The organism is Streptomyces sp. CA-106110 (genome assembly GCF_050936285.1).
Classification (GTDB): Bacteria; Actinomycetota; Actinomycetes; order Streptomycetales; family Streptomycetaceae; genus Streptomyces.
The window spans coordinates 4,247,978-4,267,265 of record NZ_JBNJNB010000001.1 but is presented as its reverse complement, the minus strand read 5'-3'; the positions used below and the strand labels follow the sequence as shown (position 1 = coordinate 4,267,265).

The window sequence follows — 19,288 nt, the reverse complement described above, 5'->3', positions numbered from 1 at the left end:
CTCGACGAGGGAAGACCTCAGGCCGGGCGGAGCCAGACCGTCGACAGCGGGGGCAGGGTCAGACGGATGCTCGCCGCACGGCTGTGCCAGGGCGTGGGTTCCGGCTTCAGCGGGTCGGGGTTGTGGACGTCGCTGCCGCCGTACCTGACCAGGTCGGTGTTGAGCACCTCGTACCAGGCCGGGACGTCGTCGGGGACGCCCAGGCGGTACTCGTGGCGCACGACGGGGGAGAAGTGGGAGACGGCCAGCAGTGGTGTGCCCTCGGCGTCGTAGCGCAGGAACGCGAACACGTTGTCGTCGGCGGCGTCGCCCACCACCCACTGGAAGCCGGACGGCTCGGTGTCGCGCTGCCACAGTGCCGGCGTGTGGCGGTAGCCCGAGTTGAGGTCGCGGACCAGGTCACGCACGCCCCGGTGGTCGGCCTCCGCCCCGTACGCCGGGTCCAGCAGCCACCAGTCAGGTCCATGGGCCTCGGACCACTCGGCTCCCTGGGCGAACTCCTGTCCCATGAACAGGAGCTGCTTGCCGGGGTGGGCCCACATGAAGCCCAGATAGGCCCGGTGGTTGGCGCGCTGCTGCCACCAGTCGCCCGGCATCTTCGACACCAGCGACCGCTTGCCGTGCACGACCTCGTCATGGGAGATCGGCAGCACGTAGTTCTCGCTGTAGGCGTACACCATCGAGAACGTCATCTCGTGGTGGTGGTACTTGCGATGGATCGGCTCGTGGCTCATGTACTGGAGCGAGTCGTGCATCCAGCCCATGTTCCATTTCAGGCCGAACCCCAGACCGCCGAAGCCGCTGGGCCCCCTGTGGTCGGTGGCGCGGGTGACGCCGTCCCAGGCGGTGGACTCCTCGGCGATGGTGACCGCGCCGGGGCAGCGGCGGTAGACGGTGGCGTTCATCTCCTGCAGGAAGGCCACGGCGTCCAGGTTCTCGCGGCCGCCGTGCTCGTTGGGCCTCCACTGGCCGGGCTCGCGTGAGTAGTCCAGGTAGAGCATGGAGGCCACCGCGTCCACGCGCAGCCCGTCGATGTGGAACTCCTCGCACCAGTACACCGCGTTGGCGACCAGGAAGTTGCGTACCTCGCGCCGTCCGTAGTCGAACTCCAGGGTGCCCCAGTCCGGGTGCGCCGCGCGCAGCGGGTCCTCGTGCTCGTACAGGGGGCGGCCGTCGAACTCGGCCAGTGCCCAGTCGTCCCGCGGGAAGTGCGCCGGCACCCAGTCCATCAGGACCCCGATGCCCGCCCGGTGCAGGGCGTCCACCAGGTACTTGAAGTCGTCGGGGGAGCCCAGGCGGGCGGTGGGCGCGTAGAAGCCGGTGACCTGGTAGCCCCAGGAGCCGCCGAAGGGGTGCTCGGCGATCGGCATCAGCTCGACATGGGTGAAGCCCAGGTCCTTCACGTAACCGGGCAGTTGCTCGGCCAGCTGCCGGTAGGTCAGGCCCGGCCGCCAGGACCCCAGATGCATCTCGTACACCGAGAACGGCGCCTCGTGCACCGGAGTGTCCGCACGCTGTGCCAGCCACTCCTCGTCCCCCCACACGTAGTGGGAGGCGGTGACGATCGAGGACGTGTTCGGCGGTGCCTCGGTTCGGCGCGCCAGCGGGTCGGCACGCAGGGTCCTGGAGCCGTCCGGGCGGGTGATCTCGAACTTGTACAGTTCGCCCTCGCCGATGCCCGGCACGAACAGTTCCCAGACGCCGCTCGAGCCGAGCGAGCGCATCGGGTGGCCGCTGCCGTCCCAGAAGTTGAAGCTTCCGGCCACGCGCACGCCCCTCGCGTTCGGCGCCCACACCGAGAACCGGGTGCCGGTCACGCCCTCGTGGGTCATCGGGTGCGCGCCGAGCGCCGTCCAGAGCTCCTCGTGGCGCCCCTCGCCGATCAGATGCAGGTCGAACTCGCCGAGGGTGGGCAGGAAGCCGTACGCGTCCTCCGTGTCCTGGACCGCCCCCTCGTAGGCCACGACGAGCCGGTAGGCGGGGACGTCGCTCAGCGGCAGCAGCCCCGAGAAGAACCCGTCGCCGTCGTCGTGCAGCTCGGCCCGCAGCGGCCCGGCGACGACCGTGACGGACAGCGCGTACGGCCGGAAGGCCCGGACGGCGACACCACCGGGCACCCGGTGGGCGCCGAGCACCGAGTGCGGGTCGTGGTGCATGCCGCCGAGCAGCCGCTCGCGGTCACCGGCATCGACGGCCGGGGAGACGGCCACCTCCACCGTCTCGGCGGCGAGCGGTTCCGCGACCGTTCCGGTCGCGGCCGCCTGTGCGGCCACCTCGGCTCCCTCCGCGGCGACTTCGGCCGCCTCCGCGGCGATCTGCTCCGGGACAGTCCCGCGTACGGCCACCTTCTTCGCGGCGGCCTTCCGGGAAACGGGTTCGGCAGCGGTCTTCTGGGCGGCGATGTTCTTCGCCGGAACCTTCTTGGCGGCGGTCTTCTTGGCGGCGGTCTTCTTGGCCGTGGTCTTCTTCGCGGCGGATTTCTTGGCCGGAGCCCTCTTCGCCGCCGTCGTGCCGGCCGTGAGTTCCTCCGCCTCGGCAGCCGCCTTCCCGGCCGCGGCCTTCTTCAGCCCTGCCGTCGCCCTCGGCGTCACGGCCGCCGCTTTCTTCGCCACCGCCTTCTTCTTGCCGGCCGTCGACTTTTCCGCCGCGGTCGCAGTCTTCTTCGCGGCGGTCGCCTTCTTCACACCGGTCTTCTTCGGACCGTCGCCGTTCTTGTTCATGATGTCGTCGTCGGACGGAGGACGGGGGGTCACGGACGGGGCCTCCTCGGCACGGAGTGGTAGGTCATGTGGTTGCGTCGGCGCCGGCGGACAGGCGGCGTATCGCCGCCATCGGCACGGGCAGCCAGTCGGGGCGGTGCCGGGCCTCGTACAGCACCTCGTAGACCGCCTTGTCCGTCTCGTACGCGCGCAGCAGCACGGGGTCGGTGCGCGGGTCGCGTCCGGTGACCTCCGCGTATCCGGAGCAGTACGCGGCCCGGCACGCGGCGGCCCACTGCGGTGCCGGCGGCGCGGCCGAGTGCGCGGCGTAGTCGAAGGAGCGGAACATGCCCGCGACGTCCCGTACCGCCGGCTGCGGCATCCGGCGTTCCGCCAGCGGTTTCGACGGTTCGCCCTCGAAGTCGATCAGCGACCAGTCTCCGGACGGCGAGCGCAGGCACTGGCCCAGGTGAAGATCGCCGTGGATGCGCTGAGCGGTCCAGGTGTGCCCCTCGGCGGCGAGGTCGGCGAGCGCTTCGAACGCGGACCGCAGCCCGGGCACGTACGGCCGCAGCACGGGCACCGCCTGCGCCGCCGCCTCCAGATGCTGGATCATGCCGTCGGCGAGCAGCCGTATCCGCTGATGTCCCAGGGTGACCGTGGGCAGCGCGCGGGCCAGTGCCGTGTGCACCTCCGCCGTCGCCCGGCCGAGCGCCCGCGCCTCCGGTGCGAAGTCCGCGCCCTTGGCCAGCTCGTGCAGCGCCAGTTCCCAGCCGTCCGTCGCACCCCGGACAAACGGCTGCAGCACGCCGAGGACGTACGAGTCGTCGTGGCCGTCGAGGTCGGCCAGCAGCCAGCCGGCGGGCGCGGGCACCCGGGCGCAGCCCTCGTGCGCCAGCGCCAGCGGCAGCTCGAGGTCGGGGTTGGTGCCCGGTACGACACGCCGCAGAACCTTGAGGATGAACGTATCTCCGTAAACGACGGAGGAGTTGGACTGCTCGGCGGTCACCAGCCGCGGGACGAGTCCTTCCCTTATCCGCTGGCGGGCGTCCCCCTCGAAGCGGAGCCGGCCGATGCGGGCCCTGGTGCGGAGCGCCTCCAGGAGGACGGCGGTGGCCCGGGGGTCGTACAGCGCCTCGTACACCGTCCGCCCGGCCAGGGGCCCTTCGCCGGGATGTCCGATCAACGCGGGCGCCAAGCGGGGCGGGAGTGCCTCGCGCACGCCGATGAGCAGCTGGTAGCAGTCGCCGGGGTGGGGTACGGCGCTCTGGGCGGGGACGTCCGGCTGATGGGCCCGTACGAGCAGGTGAAGCAGGCCGAGCGGACCGCCGGAGGGCAGCAGTTCGGTGGCCGCCACCAGGGAGAACCCGGTGACCGGCCGTCCCTTGCCCGCGAACCAGCGCTGCCGTGGCAGCCACTCCCGCAGGAGCGGGTCGAGGGACGCGAGGAGACCGGGCTGGGTAGCGGTGGGGTGGGTGACGGCTTCCGACATGGCGTGCGTCCTTTCCCCGGGGGGCGGTCGGGGTACTACTGCCTGCGTGCCCCGGGCGGGACGGTGAAAACCGCCCCGCCCGGGACCACTACGCGACGTCCTTCCGGAGTCGGAACCAGTAGAAGCCGTGGCCTGCGAGGGTGAGCAGGTAGGGGAGTTCGCCGATGGCGGGGAAGCGGACTCCGCCGATCAGTTCCACGGGATGGCGGCCGTTGAAGCGGCGCAGGTCCAGTTCGGTGGGCTGGGCGAACCGGGAGAAGTTGTGCACGCACAGCACCAGGTCGTCCTTGTACTCCCGCAGGAACGCCAGCACCGCCGGGTTGGAGGAGGGCAACTCCGTGTAGGAGCCCAGCCCGAAGGCCGGGTTCTGCTTGCGGATCTCGATCATCCGCCGGGTCCAGTGCAGCAGCGAGGACGGCGAGGACATCGACGCCTCGACATTGGTGACCTGGTAGCCGTAGACCGGATCCATGATCGTCGGCAGATACAGGCGGCCCGGATCACACGAGGAGAAGCCCGCGTTGCGGTCCGGGGTCCACTGCATCGGCGTACGCACCGCGTCCCGGTCACCGAGCCAGATGTTGTCGCCCATACCGATCTCGTCGCCGTAGTACAGGATCGGCGAACCGGGCAGCGACAGCAGCAGCGCGGTGAACAACTCGATCTGGTTGCGGTCGTTGTCCAGCAGCGGAGCCAGCCGGCGCCGGATCCCGATGTTGGCGCGCATACGGGGGTCCTTGGCGTACTCCGCCCACATGTAGTCGCGTTCCTCGTCGGTGACCATCTCCAAGGTCAGCTCGTCGTGGTTGCGCAGGAAGATCCCCCACTGGCAGTTCGAGGGGATCGCCGGGGTCTTGGCCAGGATCTCCGAGACCGGGTAGCGCGACTCGCGGCGCACCGCCATGAAGATCCGCGGCATCACCGGGAAGTGGAAGGCCATGTGGCACTCGTCGCCGCCGCTTTCGAAGTCGCCGAAGTAGTCGACCACGTCCTCGGGCCACTGGTTGGCCTCCGCCAGCACCACCGTGTCCGGGTACTGCGCGTCGATCTCCTTGCGGACCCGCTTGAGGAACTCGTGCGTGGCGGGAAGGTTCTCGCAGTTGGTGCCCTCCTCCTGGTAGAGGTAGGGCACCGCGTCCAGCCGGAACCCGTCGATGCCCAGATCCAGCCAGAACCGCAGCGCGGAGATCATCTCCTCCTGCACGGCCGGGTTCTCGTAGTTCAGATCCGGCTGGTGGGAGAAGAACCGGTGCCAGTAGTACTGCTTACGGACCGGGTCGAAGGTCCAGTTGGAGGCCTCGGTGTCGACGAAGATGATCCGCGCGTCCTGGAACTGCTTGTCGTCATCGGCCCACACGTAGTAGTCCCCGTAGGGGCCCTCCGGATGCGCGCGGGACTCCTGGAACCACGGATGCTGGTCGCTGGTGTGGTTCATCACGAAATCGATGATCACCCGCATGCCCCGCTGATGCGCGGCGTCCACGAACTCCACGAAGTCCGCCAGATCCCCGAACTCCGGCAGCACCGCCGTGTAGTCGGACACGTCATAGCCGCCATCGCGCAGCGGGGACTTGAAGAACGGCGGCAGCCACAGGCAGTCCACCCCCAGCCACTGCAGATAGTCCAGCTTCGCGGTCAGCCCCTTCAGATCACCCACACCGTCGCCGTTGCTGTCCTGGAAGGAGCGGACCAGGACCTCGTAGAAGACGGCACGCTTGAACCACTGCGGATCACGCTCGGCGGCCGGAGTGTCCTCGAAAGTGTCCGGGACGGGCTCGTTGACGATCATCGTGTGGGTGACCCCCCGATCTGCGGTGAGGACGGTCGCAGAACACTGAGCACATGCGCCGGACTCTCACCCGGCACAAGCCGCACATAATTGGTCCTGCCCCAGTGGTAGGTGGCACCGGTGAGCTCATCACGCACCGGCACGCTCTCGTGCCAGTCCAGGCCGAGTCGCGGCATGTCCAACGAAACCGTCGCCTCCTGGGTGTGGTGCGGATCCAGGTTGACCACCACCACAACCGTGTTCGAACCCGCACGCTTCGAGTAGACGATCACCTCGTCCTTGTCCGCATGATGAAAGTGCAGGTCGCGCAGCTGCCGCAGCGCCGGATGAGCCCGCCTCACCCGGTTCAGCCGCGTGATCAGCGGCGTGATGGTGCGGCCCTCGCGCTCGGCCGCCTCCCAGTCCCTGGGCCGCAACTGGTACTTCTCCGAGTCCAGATACTCCTCGCTGCCCTCGCGCAGCGGCACGTTCTCACACAGCTCGAACCCCGAGTACATCCCCCACGTCGGCGACAGGGTCGCCGCCAGCACCGCCCGCACCTCGAACGCCGGCCGCCCCCCGTGCTGCAGATACGCGTGCAGAATGTCCGGAGTGTTCACGAACAGGTTCGGCCGCATGTACGCCGCCGCCTCACCCGACAACTCGCTCAGATACTCCGTCAGTTCCTGCTTCGTGTTCCGCCAGGTGAAATACGTGTACGACTGCTGGAAACCGGCCCTGGCCAGCGTGTGCATCATCGCCGGCCGCGTGAACGCCTCCGCCAGGAAGATCACATCCGGATCCGTGCCGTTGACCTCCCCGATCACCCGCTCCCAGAACACCACCGGCTTGGTATGCGGATTGTCCACCCGGAAGATCCGCACCCCCAGCCCCATCCAGAACCGCAGGACCCGCAGCGTCTCCGCCACCAGACCTTCAAGATCCCCATCGAAATAGACCGGATAGATGTCCTGATACTTCTTCGGCGGGTTCTCCGCATACGCGATCGACCCGTCCACCCGCTGCCGGAACCACTCCGGATGCTTGCCCACCCACGGATGATCCGGCGAACACTGCAACGCGAAATCCAGCGCCACCTCAAGCCCCAGGGACCGCGCCCGCTCAACGAACCACGCGAAGTCCTCCACCGTCCCCAGCTCCGGGTGCACCGCATCGTGCCCGCCCTCCGGCAACCCGATCGCCCACGGCACCCCCACATCCTCCGCACCCGCCGACAACGTGTTGTTCGGCCCCTTGCGAAACGTCGTCCCGATCGGATGCACCGGCGGCAGATACACCACGTCGAAGCCCATGTCCGCGATCACCGGCAACCGCCGCGCCGCCGACCGGAACGTGCCGTGCGCACACTCCGCCGTCCCCTCCGACCGCGGGAAGAACTCGTACCACGACCCGAACAACGCCCGCTCCCGCTCCACCACCAACGGCAACGCCTCCGAGGACGTCACCAACTCCCGCAACGGAAGCCGGCCCAACACCCCCTCGACCTCAGGCGTCAACGCCGCCGCCAGACGGGACGAGGCAGGACGTCCGGTGTCGCGCAGGGCGTCCACCGCGGCGAGGAGCACGTCCCGCCCGGCCTCGCCGTCCGGGACGCCGGCGGCCGCGCGCTCGTAGTGCCGTGCGCCTTCCTCCAGGACCAGTTCGGTGTCGATCCCGGCCGGGATCTTGATCTCCGCGTGGTGCCGCCAGGTGGCGACCGGATCGCCCCATCCCTCCACGGCGTAGGCCCAACGCCCCTCGCTCGCCACGGAGACGGTGGCGCCCCAGCGGTCGGTGCCGGGGGCGAGCTCACGCATCGGCGTCCAGGGACCGGGGCGCCCCTGCGGGTCCGTGAGCACGACATTGGCGGCGACGGCGTCGTGGCCCTCGCGGAAGACCGTCGCGGAGATCTCGAACTCCTCGCCCACCACCGCCTTCGCCGGGCGGCGGCCCTGGAGGACGAGGGGGCGTACGTCCAGCACGGGGATCCGTCCCACAGCGGGACCGGCTTGCGGGGTCGGGGTGGGACTCGGGCCCGCGGAGGGTGTCCGCGGAGCGGGGGGCACGGTGTCGGTCTGCTGTGTCGAGGATGAGCCGGTTGCCGGGGCTGCCGGCGAGTGGTGCGTCGGGGGCATGACCGCTCCTGTCCGCGTCAACGTCGGTGGCGGATGAGGGTGTCGGAAGGCGAGGTACCGGAGGAGCCTTCCACCCTGCGGGGGTGGGCATTCCGGCACTTTCTTAACTACTCACGCGTATGTCTACCTTCAAGACCGGCCGCATCCGTAACAGCGAGAAAATGTCCGGTCCCGCCTGCTGGAGGGGCGAGGCCGGCAACGTTACGCGTGTCCGGTTAATTCTTGTTTACGCGTGCCCGGTCGGTCGCGGTCAAGGATTGTCCACTTGCGTCGGCCTGTTCGGTGATCGGGCGCCTGTGCCCTTGACCGTGCCGGAGACCGCACGTTCACGAGCGCCCGGCTCACCAGCGCCGGGGGAACCCGGTGGCGGCCGGCGGGACGGAGCGCGAAGGCGCCCGCGACGTGCGCAGTCGCCATCGACGACTCGGCACCGGCGGGCAGAAGTTCACCCGGATCGGGGCTTCCCGCCGCGGCCGGTACGCCCGTGGGAGGGCTTTCGTGTGAGGTGAGACCGCCCGTCGACCGGGAGGGCGGAACCGGTCATATCAGCCCTCCTCGGCATGTAAAGGTTGCGTTGTTTTTTTGGACTGCTCGCGCAGGAGCCGGCGAGGGGGAGCGGCCGGGCGATCGCGGCCCGTCCGGCGCGTGAGGACCGGGCCGTTCGGGCCCGAGCGGGGCTCCGGAGCGCCGCTTCCGGGGTCCGTTCACCGCGACCGCGGCTGCCTGCGAACCCCTCGGGAAGCGAAACGCGCCCTTGCCGCGCGGCGTACCGTCGGGGGTGACACTCCGCGTACGTCCCCCGTGAAGGTGGAACTCGTGAAGGCCATCCGCAGGTTCACCGTACGTCCCGTCCTCCCCGAAGCCCTTCACCCGCTGAGCGATCTGGCGCGCAATCTGCGCTGGTCGTGGCATGCGGAGACCCGTGACCTCTTCCAGTCCGTCGACCCCGAGCGATGGGCGTCCTCCGGCGGCGACCCGGTGCGGCTGCTGGGGAGCGTGCCTCCCGCCCGGCTCGCGGTGCTCGCCGAGGACCGTCGCTTCCTGCGCCGTCTCGCCGCGGCCACCGACGATCTGGCCGACTATGTGACCGGCGACCGCTGGTACCAGACCCGCGCGTCCGGCTCCGATCTCCCCGCCGCCGTCGCCTACTTCTCGCCCGAGTTCGGCATCACGGCGGCGCTGCCCCAGTACTCCGGCGGCCTCGGCATCCTCGCCGGCGACCATCTGAAGGCGGCCAGCGACCTCGGCGTCCCGCTGATCGGCGTCGGACTGCTGTACCGGCACGGCTACTTCCGGCAGACCCTCTCGCGGGACGGCTGGCAGCAGGAGCACTATCCGGTGCTCGACCCGAACGAACTGCCCGTGGTGCCCCTGCGCGAGCCGGACGGCACCCCCGCCCAGGTCTCCCTCGGCCTGCCCGGCGGCCGACGGCTGCAGGCCCGTATCTGGCTCGCACAGGTGGGCCGGGTACCGCTGCTGATGCTCGACTCGGACGTGGAGGAGAACGCCCTCGGCGAGCGGGGCGTCACCGACCGGCTGTACGGCGGCGGCAGCGAGCACCGGCTGCTCCAGGAGATGCTGCTGGGCATCGGCGGGGTACGCGCGGTGCGCACGTACTGCCGGCTGACCGGGCACCCCGAGCCCGAGGTGTTCCACACCAACGAGGGCCACGCCGGCTTCCTCGGCCTGGAGCGGATCGCCGAGCTGTCCGACGCCGGCCTCGACTTCGACTCGGCCCTGGAGGCGGTGCGGGCAGGAACGGTCTTCACCACCCACACACCCGTCCCGGCCGGCATCGACCGCTTCGACCGGGAACTGGTCGCCCGGCACTTCGGACCCGGCGCGGAACTCGAGCGGATCGAGGTGGGGCGGATCCTGCGGCTCGGGATGGAGACGTACCCGGGCGGCGAGCCGAACCTGTTCAACATGGCCGTGATGGGCCTGAGGCTGGGCCAGCGCGCCAACGGCGTCTCCCTGCTACACGGCAATGTCAGCCGGCAGATGTTCTCGGGCCTCTGGCCGGGATTCGACGCGGACGAGGTGCCGATCACGTCCGTGACCAACGGTGTGCACGCGCCGACCTGGGTGGCGCCGGAGGTGTTCCGGCTCGGGGCGCGGCAGATCGGCGCCGAACGCACCGAGGACGCCATGACGGTGGGCGGTTCCGAACGCTGGGACGCGATCGCGGAGATCGCCGGCCAGGAGATCTGGGACCTGCGCCGGGTGCTGCGCGAGCAGCTGGTGCTGGAAGTGCGGGAGCGGCTGTACGCCTCCTGGCGGCAGCGCGGCGCCGGGACGGCCGAACTCGGCTGGATCGACGGAGTCCTGGACCCCGACGTGCTGACGATCGGCTTCGCCCGCCGGGTGCCGTCGTACAAGCGCCTGACACTGATGCTGCGCGACCGGGACCGGCTGATGGAGCTGCTGCTGCATCCGGAGCGCCCTGTCCAGATCGTGGTGGCCGGCAAGGCGCACCCGGCGGACGACGGCGGGAAGCGGCTGATCCAGGAGCTGGTCCGGTTCGCGGACGACCCCCGTGTGCGCCACCGCATCGTCTTCCTGCCCGACTACGGTATGGCGATGGCGCAGAAGCTCTACCCCGGCTGCGACGTCTGGCTGAACAACCCTCTGCGCCCGCTGGAGGCGTGCGGGACGAGCGGTATGAAGGCGGCGCTCAACGGCTGCCTCAACCTCTCCGTCCTGGACGGCTGGTGGGACGAGTGGTACCAGCCGGACTTCGGCTGGGCGATCCCCACCGCGGACGGCGTGGGGACGGACGAGGACCGGCGCGACGACCTGGAGGCGGCGGCGCTATACGACCTGCTGGAGCAGCGGGTGGCGCCGCGCTTCTACGAGCGGGGCCGGGGCGGGCTGCCGGACCGCTGGATCGAGATGGTCCGCCAGACCCTCATGAACCTGGGGCCGAAGGTGCTCGCCGGGCGGATGGTGCGCGAGTACGTGGAGCGCCTGTACACCCCGGCGGCCCATGCGCACCGGGCGATGACGGCGGACGCGGCCCGGGAGCTGGCGGGCTGGAAGGCGCGGGTCCGGGCGGCCTGGCCGGGTGTGACGGTCGACCATGTGGAGACGTCGGCCGCGACGGCGACGGCGGAACTGGGCACGACGCTCTCGCTGCGGGTCCGGGTCGGTCTCGGCGACCTGGGGCCCGACGACGTGGAGGTCCAGGCGGTATCGGGGCGCGTCGACACGGACGACCGCCTCGAGGACGCGACGGCGACGGCGCTGAAACCGGCGGACGCCCCGGACGCGGACGGCCGCTGGGTGTACGAGGGCCCGCTGTCACTGGATCGGACGGGTCCATTCGGCTGTACGGTCCGGATCCTTCCGGCCCACCGGTTGCTCGCGTCGGGCGCGGAGCTGGGCCTGGTGGCGGTACCGGCAGAGGAGCTGGCCGAGGCCGCAGGGGTTCTGATGCGGTGAGGACGCGTGCCGGCCGCCGCCTGTAAATGGCGTGGACAAGTCCCCCAACTCCTCATACGGAACAGATAAGTTGTGTCCAAAATCCACAGTGGACAACATGGGGGCGTGGGCATGAGCACGGCAGTGGCCGGCAGCACCGAGATCGTGCGGGCGCGGGAGGAGCATCTTGAGGAGATCCTCGCGTTGGCCGAGTCCTGGCGTCTGGACGCTACCGACCCCGGACGCGTAGGACGCGACGGCTTCCTGGTGTCCCGCTACACCATCGATGACTATCGGAACCGGCTCACCACGGCCGAGCACTTCTGGGTGGCCGTGAAGGGCGGCCAAGTGCTCGGTTTCGTGCTGGCCTACAGCGACGAGCGCATCGAGCCCGACGAATGGCTCAACCACCGGATCAAATGCACGCTCGGTGCGTTCCTCGTCATCAAGCAGGTGTGCGTCGCCCGCTCCGTGGCCCGCTCTGGCATCGCCTCCGGGCTCTACCACCATGTACTGGAGCAGTGGACGACGAGCCCGGTGATCGCGGCGGTCGTCTGTGTGCCCTGCAACGAGGCGTCCGTCGGATTCCACCGCAAACTCGGTTTCGACGAGCTGACCCGGCTCACCCCGCCCGACGGCATTCAGCGGATGGTGTGGGTGGCGCGCAAGCCGAAGGAGGCACTGCTGCAGGCCCAGTACGCGGTCGCCGTGGACTTGTACAAACACGAGGACAACACCAACTGGCAGAAGCTGAACAACTTCTTCTACATCACCGCCGGTCTCGCCGCGGCGCTCGGGTTCACGTTCGGCGCCGACAAAGACTCCGGATTGGCGCAGGACGTACGAAGCCTCGCGGTGGTCATCTGCGTCATCGGCCTCGGCTCCGCAATCGCCTTCGCGCAGATGCTGCGATTCGGCCGACGCTACCTCAGCGCCCGCAAGCACTCCGCGATGGAGCTGGAGGAGGTGCTGGCTTGGCACGGGGGGCAGCGGATCGTAGGAAGGGAAGCCGAGGCCGCGGGCAACGAGTGGCTCAAACAGTCGCCGACCGGGTTGGTGATGGTTCTGCTGCCGGCTCTGGTCGCGGCGTCCTGGACGGCGATGCTCATCGTGACGCTCCTGCACTGAGCGCTTCGGTGAAACGGGCGGTGCAGGATGCCTCAGACGGGGGAGTGCGGCTCGCACAGTCGGCGCATTGCCGCTCCGCAGCGTCGCGCGTATGCCTGCTGGAATCCGCGGGCCGCCGGGCCGCCTGCCTTCGCGTACCACTTGGCCGGGCGGCTGAAGCCCATGACCGTCAGCCAGACCGTGCCGTCTCCGGTGCGGTCCACGACGAACGCCTCCTCGCCGCACTCGGGGTGGCCCGGCAGGGTGCCGTAGGCCCAGCCCGTGCGGCGGTGTTCCTCCACCGTCCAGACCACCCGGCACGGGGCCTTGATCACACCGGCCAGGGTGACGGTGACGTCCACGCCCGGGGCCGCCCGCTCCGCGTCGACCTGGACGCCGACGCCCAGCGCCCGGTGCATCTCCCAGCCGAGGAGCGCCTCGGACGCCCGGTCGAAGACCTCCTGGCCCTCCCCGATCCGCGTGCGGACGTGCAGGGCGCGGAAGCCGTCGGGGCAGTGACCGGGCTCGCGGGTCGCGCCGACATCCTCATAGGTGAAGTCCGCCAGTGACATGAGACCCCAGCGTAGGGCGGCCCCCTGCGCTGCCTTCGCGCCGGGGGCCGCTGTGTCGCTCTGTGCGTACTAGCTCACGTTGACCGCGGACCAGGCCGCCGCCACCGCGTTGTACTCCGCGCTGCCGGAGCCGTAGAGGGCGGCCGCCGCGGAGAGGGTGCCCGTGCGGGCGGACTTGTAGTTGGTCGTCGACGTGAAGTACGTCGTCAGTGCCTTGTACCAGATCTGCAGCGCCTTGGCGCGGCCGATGCCGGTGACGGTGGAGCCGTTGGACGTCGGGGAGTTGTAGCTGACCCCGTTGATGGTCTTCGCGCCGCTGCCCTCCGAGAGGAGGTAGAAGAAGTGGTTCGCGACACCGGACGAGTAGTGCACGTCGAGGTTGCCGACGGACGAGGACCAGTAGTCGGCGGAGCCGCCGTCCTTGCTGGGCTTGTCCATGTAGCGCAGCGGGGTGCCGTTCCCGTTGATGTTGATCTTCTCGCCGATGAGGTAGTCACCGGGGTCGGAGGCGTTGTTGGCGTAGAACTCCACGCCGGTGCCGAAGATGTCCGAGGTGGCCTCGTTCAGGCCGCCGGACTCGCCGGAGTAGTTCAGGCCCGCGGTGTTGGAGGTGACACCGTGGCTCATCTCGTGGCCGGCCACGTCCAGCGAGGTCAGCGGGTGCGTGTTCCCGGACCCGTCGCCGTAGGTCATGCAGAAGCAGCTGTCGTCCCAGAACGCGTTGACGTACTGGTTGCCGTAGTGCACCCGGGAGTACGCGGCCTTGCCGTCGTTCTTGATGCCGCTGCGGCCGAAGGTGTTCTTGTAGAAGTCCCAGGTCACCTGGGCGCCGTAGGCGGCGTCGACGGCCGCGGTCTGGTCGGTGGTGGAGCTGGAGGCCGAACCGGTGCCCCAGGTGTCGTCGGCGTCGGTGAACAGGGTGCCCGGGGAGGAGCTGGTGCTGTGCGCCTTGTTGTACGTCTTGTGGCCGCCGCGCGTGGTGTCGTTCAGCTGGTAGGACGAGCCCGACAGGGTGGTGTTCAGGGTGACCGTGCCCGAGTACAGGCTCTTGCCGGTGCCGGTCTCGATGCCCTGGTACTCGAACAGCTTCTTGCCGGTGGCGGCGTCCGTGATGACGTGCAGCTGGTTCGGGGTGCCGTCGTCCTGCAGTCCGCCGACGACCGTCTCGTACGCGAGGACCGGAGTGCCCGAGCCGGCCCAGACGACCTTGCGCGGCGCGGTGTCGGCGGCCGTCCTCGCCGAGCCCACCGACCGCGCGGCCGTCACGGCCTGCTTCTCGGCCCTGGCCGCGGTGATCTGCGGTTTGAGCGAGGCCACCTTGATGGCCGCCTTGTTCGCCCGGGTCACACCCTCGGTCCTGCCGGACCCGGACTCGTGGACGACGAGGTCGCCGCCGAGCACCGGCAGACCCGCGTAGGTGCGCTCGTAGCGGGTGTGGACGGTTCCGTCGGCGTCCTTCACGACGTCCTTGACGACCAGCTGCTCCTTGACGCCCAGGCCTATCTTCCGGGCCGTCTCGGACGCGCCGGCCTGGGCCTCCTTGATGAGGGAGGTACGCGCGGCCGCGGACAGCGCCAGCGGGGCGGCGGCGAGCGGCTTGGCGCTTGTGCCGGCCGGGGAGGCGGGGACCTGGGCGGAGGCGGCACCCGTGCTCAGACCGGTGGTGAGCAGGGCCCCGGCGGCGACGGCGGTGGCGACGGCGAGAGTGGTGCGCTTGTGACGCGCGTAGAGGGGAGTCACGCAAGCTCCTTCTGTGGGGGCGCCCATGCGGCGTGGGGTGGCCGTACGGACGGAATGAAGTTGCGGTGCGGGTGAGCCGTGCGGTGGAAGAGTGACACTCAAGTCGCGTACATGTCAGAACTCCGACATGATGTTGGCTGAAAAAAGACAGCCGAGTGAACATTGCGGGAACGTGAACGGGCGCCGCCCCTGGGTGTCGTGACCCCGGGACGGCGCCCTGTCCATGTCGCTTCCCCGTGCGGTCTACGGGAAGGTGAGCTTCCAGCTGTTCAGCTTGCCGGTGTCCAGCCTGGCCTGGTCCTGGACCTTCAACTTCCAGGTCCCGTTGGCCGTTTCGGACGAGGCGTTGACGGTGTAGGTGGCGTTCACGTTGTCCGCCGAGTCGGAGGAGCTGAAGTTCTTCAGGCGGTACGAGGCGCCCGAGGGACCCACCAGATCGATCACCAGGTCACCCCGCCAGGTGTGGGTGATGTCCACGGTCACCTGGAGGTTGCTCGGCGCGTTTCCGGTCCTGCCGGACACGGCGATCGACGAGGTGACCGCGGGCCCGTTGTCCGGAATGGACAGCGGGGTCGTGTTCTCGTACGAGGTCCCGCCACCGCTGCCCCCGCCGGAGCGGGAGCCGACCGCGACGGCCGCCCACGCGTCCTGCACCGCCTTGTACTCGGCGCTGGTGGTGCCGTACAGCTCGCCCGCCGCCGCAAGCGTGCCGGTGCGCGCCGCCGCGTAGTTGGTGGTCGAGGTGAACTTGGTGGTGAGCGCCCGGTACCAGATCTGCAGCGCCTTGTCGCGGCCGATACCGGTGACCGGGAGGCCGTCCGCCGTCGGCGAGTTGTAGCTGACGCCGTTGATGACCTTGGCGCCGCTGCCCTCGCTGAGCAGGTAGAAGAAGTGGTTCGCGGGGCCCGACGAGTAGTGGACGTCGATCGACCCGATCCCCGAGTACCAGCTGTCCTTGGACGCGCCGTCCTTGCTGGGCTTGTCCATGTAGCGCAGCGGGGTGCCGTTCCCGTTGATGTCGATCTTCTCGCCGATGAGGTAGTCACCGGGGTCGGAGGCGTTGTTGGCGTAGAACTCCACGCCGGTGCCGAAGATGTCCGAGGTGGCCTCGTTCAGGCCGCCGGACTCGCCGGAGTAGTTCAGGCCCGCGGTGTTGGAGGTTACGCCGTGGCTCATCTCGTGGCCCGCCACGTCCAGTGCCGTCAGCGGGTCCGCGTTGGCCGAGCCGTCGCCGTAGGTCATGCAGAAGCAACTGTCGTCCCAGAACGCGTTCACGTACGAGTTGCCGTAGTGGACGCGGGAGTACGCGGCCTTGCCGTCGTTCCTGATGCCGCTGCGGCCGAAGGTGCTCTTGTAGAAGTCCCAGGTGGTCGCGGCACCGTAGTGCGCGTCTGCGCCCGTGGTCGCGGCGTTCGACGTGGTGCCGTTGCCCCAGGTGTCGTTCGACTGCGAGAACAGCGTGCCGGTGCCGGACGTGCCGCGGTTGAGGTTGTACGTCTTGTGGCCGCCGCGCGAGCCGTCGTTCAGCGTGTACGTCGAACCCGACTGCGTGGTGGTCAGGGTGACCTGGCCGCTGTACTGGGTGTTGCCGATGCCGTTCTTGATCCCCTGGTACCGGAAGAGCTCCTTGCCGGTGGCCGCGTCGCTGATGACGTGCAGTTCGTTCGGGCTCCCGTCGTCCTGGAACCCGCCGATCACCGTCTCGTACGCCAGGACCGGCTTGCCGCTCGCCGCCCAGATCACCTTGCGGGGCGCGTGGTCGGCCTCCGTCTTCGCCGAGCCCGCCGCCCGTGCGGCGGACAGCGCCTGCTTCTCGGCCTTGGCGACGCTGACGGCCGGCGTGAGCGAGGCGACCTTGATGGTGGCCGTCGTGGCCTTGACGACCCGCTCGGTCGCGCCGGACTTGGCCGTGTCCACGACCAGGTCGCCGCCGAGGACCGCAAGGCCCGCGTAGGTGCGCTCGTAGCGCGTGTGCAGGGTGCCGTCGCCGTCCTTGACCACGTCACGGACGGTCAGCTTCTCCTGCGCCCCGAGGCCTATCGCCCGGGCGGTGTCCGTCTTCGCCGCGTCGGCGTCGCGGATCAGCTCGGCGCGCTGCGAGGGGGAGAGCTTCAGGGCCACGTGCGCGGGGTCGGCCTTGCCGGCGGCGGGGCCGGTCGGGGCGGCGTGCGCGGCGCCCGACTGGACGGCGGCGGCCAGCAGGGCGGACACGCCGACGAGGGCGACGGCTGCGGCGCGCCGCGCGGGGGTGTGGGAGGTGCGTCTGCGAGAGGAACTGCTGCTCACACTGACTCCTTCTGCATGGCCGCGGATCGCGCGGCCAGGGGAGACCGGACGGAAGTCAGCCGTCCGGGCAGAACAGGCGGAACGCGGAACCAGGTGCATGAAGGTGACGGGCCACCGCACAGCGGGAGAACTGTGGGGTTGCTGTGAAGCGGCCGTGGGAAGCGTGCCAGAGGACGCAGCTTCCTGTCAGGATCGCGTCAAGAACTTGTCCGGAATCGTTCGTTGGCCGGGAGGTCGTGTTCGGTATACGAACTGTTCGTGTTGCAGGGCCGGTTCAGGCGGAGGCCAGGTGGGTCTTCAGGGCCAGATGCACCTGCAGGGCCCGGTCGCCGTGGCGCCATTGCGGGCCGAGCAGTGCCGAGATCCGGTCGATGCGCTGGTAGAGGGTGTTGACGTGGATGTAGAGCGCCGTGGCGGTACGGGCGAGGCTGCCGTCGCAGGCGAAGTATGTGAGCCCGGTGCGCACCAGGTCGCTGCCGCGGGTTTCGTCGTGGTCGAGCAGCGGGCCGATGGTGCGGCGGACGAAACGGGCGAGTTCCTCACGCCCCGCCTGACCGAGCAGGATGCCGTGGATGCCGAGGTCGTCGCGGCATGCTCCCTCGCCGGCCCGGTCGAGGGCGAGCAGGACGTCGACGCAGCGGACCGCGTCGCGGTGCGCCTCGACGATCGCCGCCGCCCCGGGCGCCGCGGACTCCCCGCCCACGGTGACCGGACGCCCGGACCCGGCGGCCAGAGCCCCCGCCAGGGCGCGGGCGGCGCCACCCGGCTCCCCGGCGCCGGGCAGGACGACGACGGTGCTGCCGCCGTACTCGCCCGCGACGCCACCGAGCCGGGTGGCGTAGGCACCGGCCGCGTCCGTGACCCGGCGCCGCCCGCCGCGGTCCTCGCCGCGGGCCACCAGGACCACGTGCTCGCGCTCCAGATCCAGTCCCACCAGCAAGGCCCGGCGGCGCAGTCCCTCCAGGTCGCGGTGCGGCGCGCCCAGCAGGTCGTCGAGGATCTCCCCGCGCAGCCGCTGTTCGGCTTCGGCGACGGTGCGTTCACCGAGCAGCATCAGCGCGGCGGCCTGGGCGGCGCGTTCCATCGCGTGCACGTCGGAGGCGTCGAGCCCGCCGCGTACGAGGAGGAGCGAGCCCAGGTGCTCGTCGGCGGCGACGATCGGGGTGACGCAGGACGTGCCGCGCACGGCGGAGGCGCGGCGCGCCCGCGCCTCCGCCATCTCCCGTACCAGGCCCGCGGGTTCGGGCGGGTTGTCGCCTGCGGCGGCCAGCGGCCGGTCGGCCGCGTCGAGGACGCTGACACTGCCGCGCAGGATCTCGGCGAGCGCCTCGGCCAGTCCGGTCGTGCCGCCGCCCTCCAGGGCGACGGCGGTGAGGCGTTCGTGGACGGCGGCGGCCTTGTGGACCTCCTCGAAGAGGGTCGCGTTCTCGATGGCGAGGGCGGCGTGGTTGGCGAGCGAGATCAGCAGGTCGACCTCGTCGGCCGAGAAGGGCCGCAGCCGGCGGTTGGCGGCGAAGAGGACGCCGTACACCTGGTCGCCGAACTTCAGCGGCACGCCCTGGATGGCGACCAGGCCCTCGGCGCGGATGACGCCGTCGACGTAGTCGGAGTGCGCGAAGCGGGTGTCGTTGGGGTAGTCGGCGGTGTGGTACGGCTGCGCGGTCTTCGCCACCAGTCCGCCGAGGCCGGTGCCCACGGCGAGCCGTCCGGTCTTGAACGGCTCGGTGGTGATGCCGTCGGTGACCCTCACATAGGTGTCGCCCTGCTCGGGGTCGTAGAGCAGCAGATAGGCGACGTCGGTGCCGACCAGGGCGCGGGCGCGGCGGACGATGGCCTGCAGCACCTCCTCCAGATCGCGCAGGGAGGCGAGGTCACCCGCCGTCTCGTAGAGCGCGCCGAGCGCGGCCTCGCGCCGCCGGTGGGCGGCCAGCCGGGCGCGTATCTCCAACGCGTCCTCGACCAGGGTCCGGTCGGCGCCGACGGCGTGGAAGGCCGCTTCCTCCGCCTCCTCTCTCAGGAGCCGGAGCAGGTCACCGGTGGCCGTGTGCGTCGTCGTCACACGGCCAGAG

Annotated in this window: 10 protein-coding genes; 2 read left to right on the top strand and 8 right to left on the bottom strand. The window is 70.1% G+C overall.

Translation table 11 applies throughout. The features are described 5' to 3' along the window. Window positions 1-17: 17 nt before the first annotated feature. The 4 genes from glgB to ACQEXA_RS19595 form a co-directional block, all read right to left on the bottom strand. Window positions 18-2,753, bottom strand: coding sequence for a 1,4-alpha-glucan branching enzyme (gene glgB / locus ACQEXA_RS19610; protein WP_433130687.1), 2,736 nt, complete (start codon window positions 2,751-2,753; stop codon window positions 18-20). A 31-nt stretch (window positions 2,754-2,784) separates the two neighbouring features. Continuing rightward, window positions 2,785-4,191: a maltokinase N-terminal cap-like domain-containing protein gene (locus tag ACQEXA_RS19605; RefSeq protein WP_432932762.1), complete on the bottom strand. Its 1,407-nt coding sequence runs from the start codon at window positions 4,189-4,191 to the stop codon at window positions 2,785-2,787. Window positions 4,192-4,279: 88 nt separating this feature from the next. After that, window positions 4,280-5,980, bottom strand: coding sequence for a maltose alpha-D-glucosyltransferase (gene treS / locus ACQEXA_RS19600; protein ID WP_432932764.1), 1,701 nt, complete (start codon window positions 5,978-5,980; stop codon window positions 4,280-4,282). Beyond that, a complete protein-coding gene (locus ACQEXA_RS19595; RefSeq protein ID WP_432932766.1) occupies window positions 5,977-8,094 on the bottom strand; it encodes a maltotransferase domain-containing protein in 2,118 nt (705 codons plus the stop codon). The genes treS and ACQEXA_RS19595 overlap by 4 nt, the downstream gene beginning before the upstream one ends. Before the next feature lie 816 nt (window positions 8,095-8,910). Here ACQEXA_RS19595 and ACQEXA_RS19590 point away from each other — a divergent pair. Next, window positions 8,911-11,535 (top strand): glycosyltransferase family 1 protein, encoded by a 2,625-nt coding sequence (locus ACQEXA_RS19590; RefSeq protein ID WP_432932768.1) that lies wholly within the window; start codon window positions 8,911-8,913, stop codon window positions 11,533-11,535. 111 nt (window positions 11,536-11,646) lie between these two features. Continuing rightward, window positions 11,647-12,642 carry a GNAT family N-acetyltransferase gene (locus ACQEXA_RS19585; protein ID WP_433130685.1) on the top strand — a complete coding sequence of 332 codons (996 nt, stop codon included), beginning with the start codon at window positions 11,647-11,649 and terminating at the stop codon, window positions 12,640-12,642. Window positions 12,643-12,674: 32 nt separating this feature from the next. Here ACQEXA_RS19585 and ACQEXA_RS19580 read toward each other — a convergent pair whose 3' ends face one another. The 4 genes from ACQEXA_RS19580 to ACQEXA_RS19565 all read right to left on the bottom strand — a co-directional run bounded on the left by ACQEXA_RS19580 (window position 12,675) and on the right by ACQEXA_RS19565 (window position 19,278). Next, on the bottom strand, window positions 12,675-13,193 hold the full coding sequence (locus ACQEXA_RS19580) for a DUF1990 domain-containing protein (protein WP_432932772.1): 519 nt from the start codon (window positions 13,191-13,193) through the stop codon (window positions 12,675-12,677). Window positions 13,194-13,262: 69 nt separating this feature from the next. Then, window positions 13,263-14,933 carry a M4 family metallopeptidase gene (locus ACQEXA_RS19575; RefSeq protein WP_432932774.1) on the bottom strand — a complete coding sequence of 557 codons (1,671 nt, stop codon included), beginning with the start codon at window positions 14,931-14,933 and terminating at the stop codon, window positions 13,263-13,265. 243 nt (window positions 14,934-15,176) lie between these two features. Continuing rightward, window positions 15,177-17,219 (bottom strand): M4 family metallopeptidase, encoded by a 2,043-nt coding sequence (locus ACQEXA_RS19570; protein WP_433130683.1) that lies wholly within the window; start codon window positions 17,217-17,219, stop codon window positions 15,177-15,179. 274 nt (window positions 17,220-17,493) lie between these two features. Continuing rightward, window positions 17,494-19,278, bottom strand: a complete 1,785-nt coding sequence (locus tag ACQEXA_RS19565) for a helix-turn-helix domain-containing protein (RefSeq protein WP_432932778.1) — start codon at window positions 19,276-19,278, stop codon at window positions 17,494-17,496. Between the last annotated feature and the right edge of the window lie 10 nt (window positions 19,279-19,288).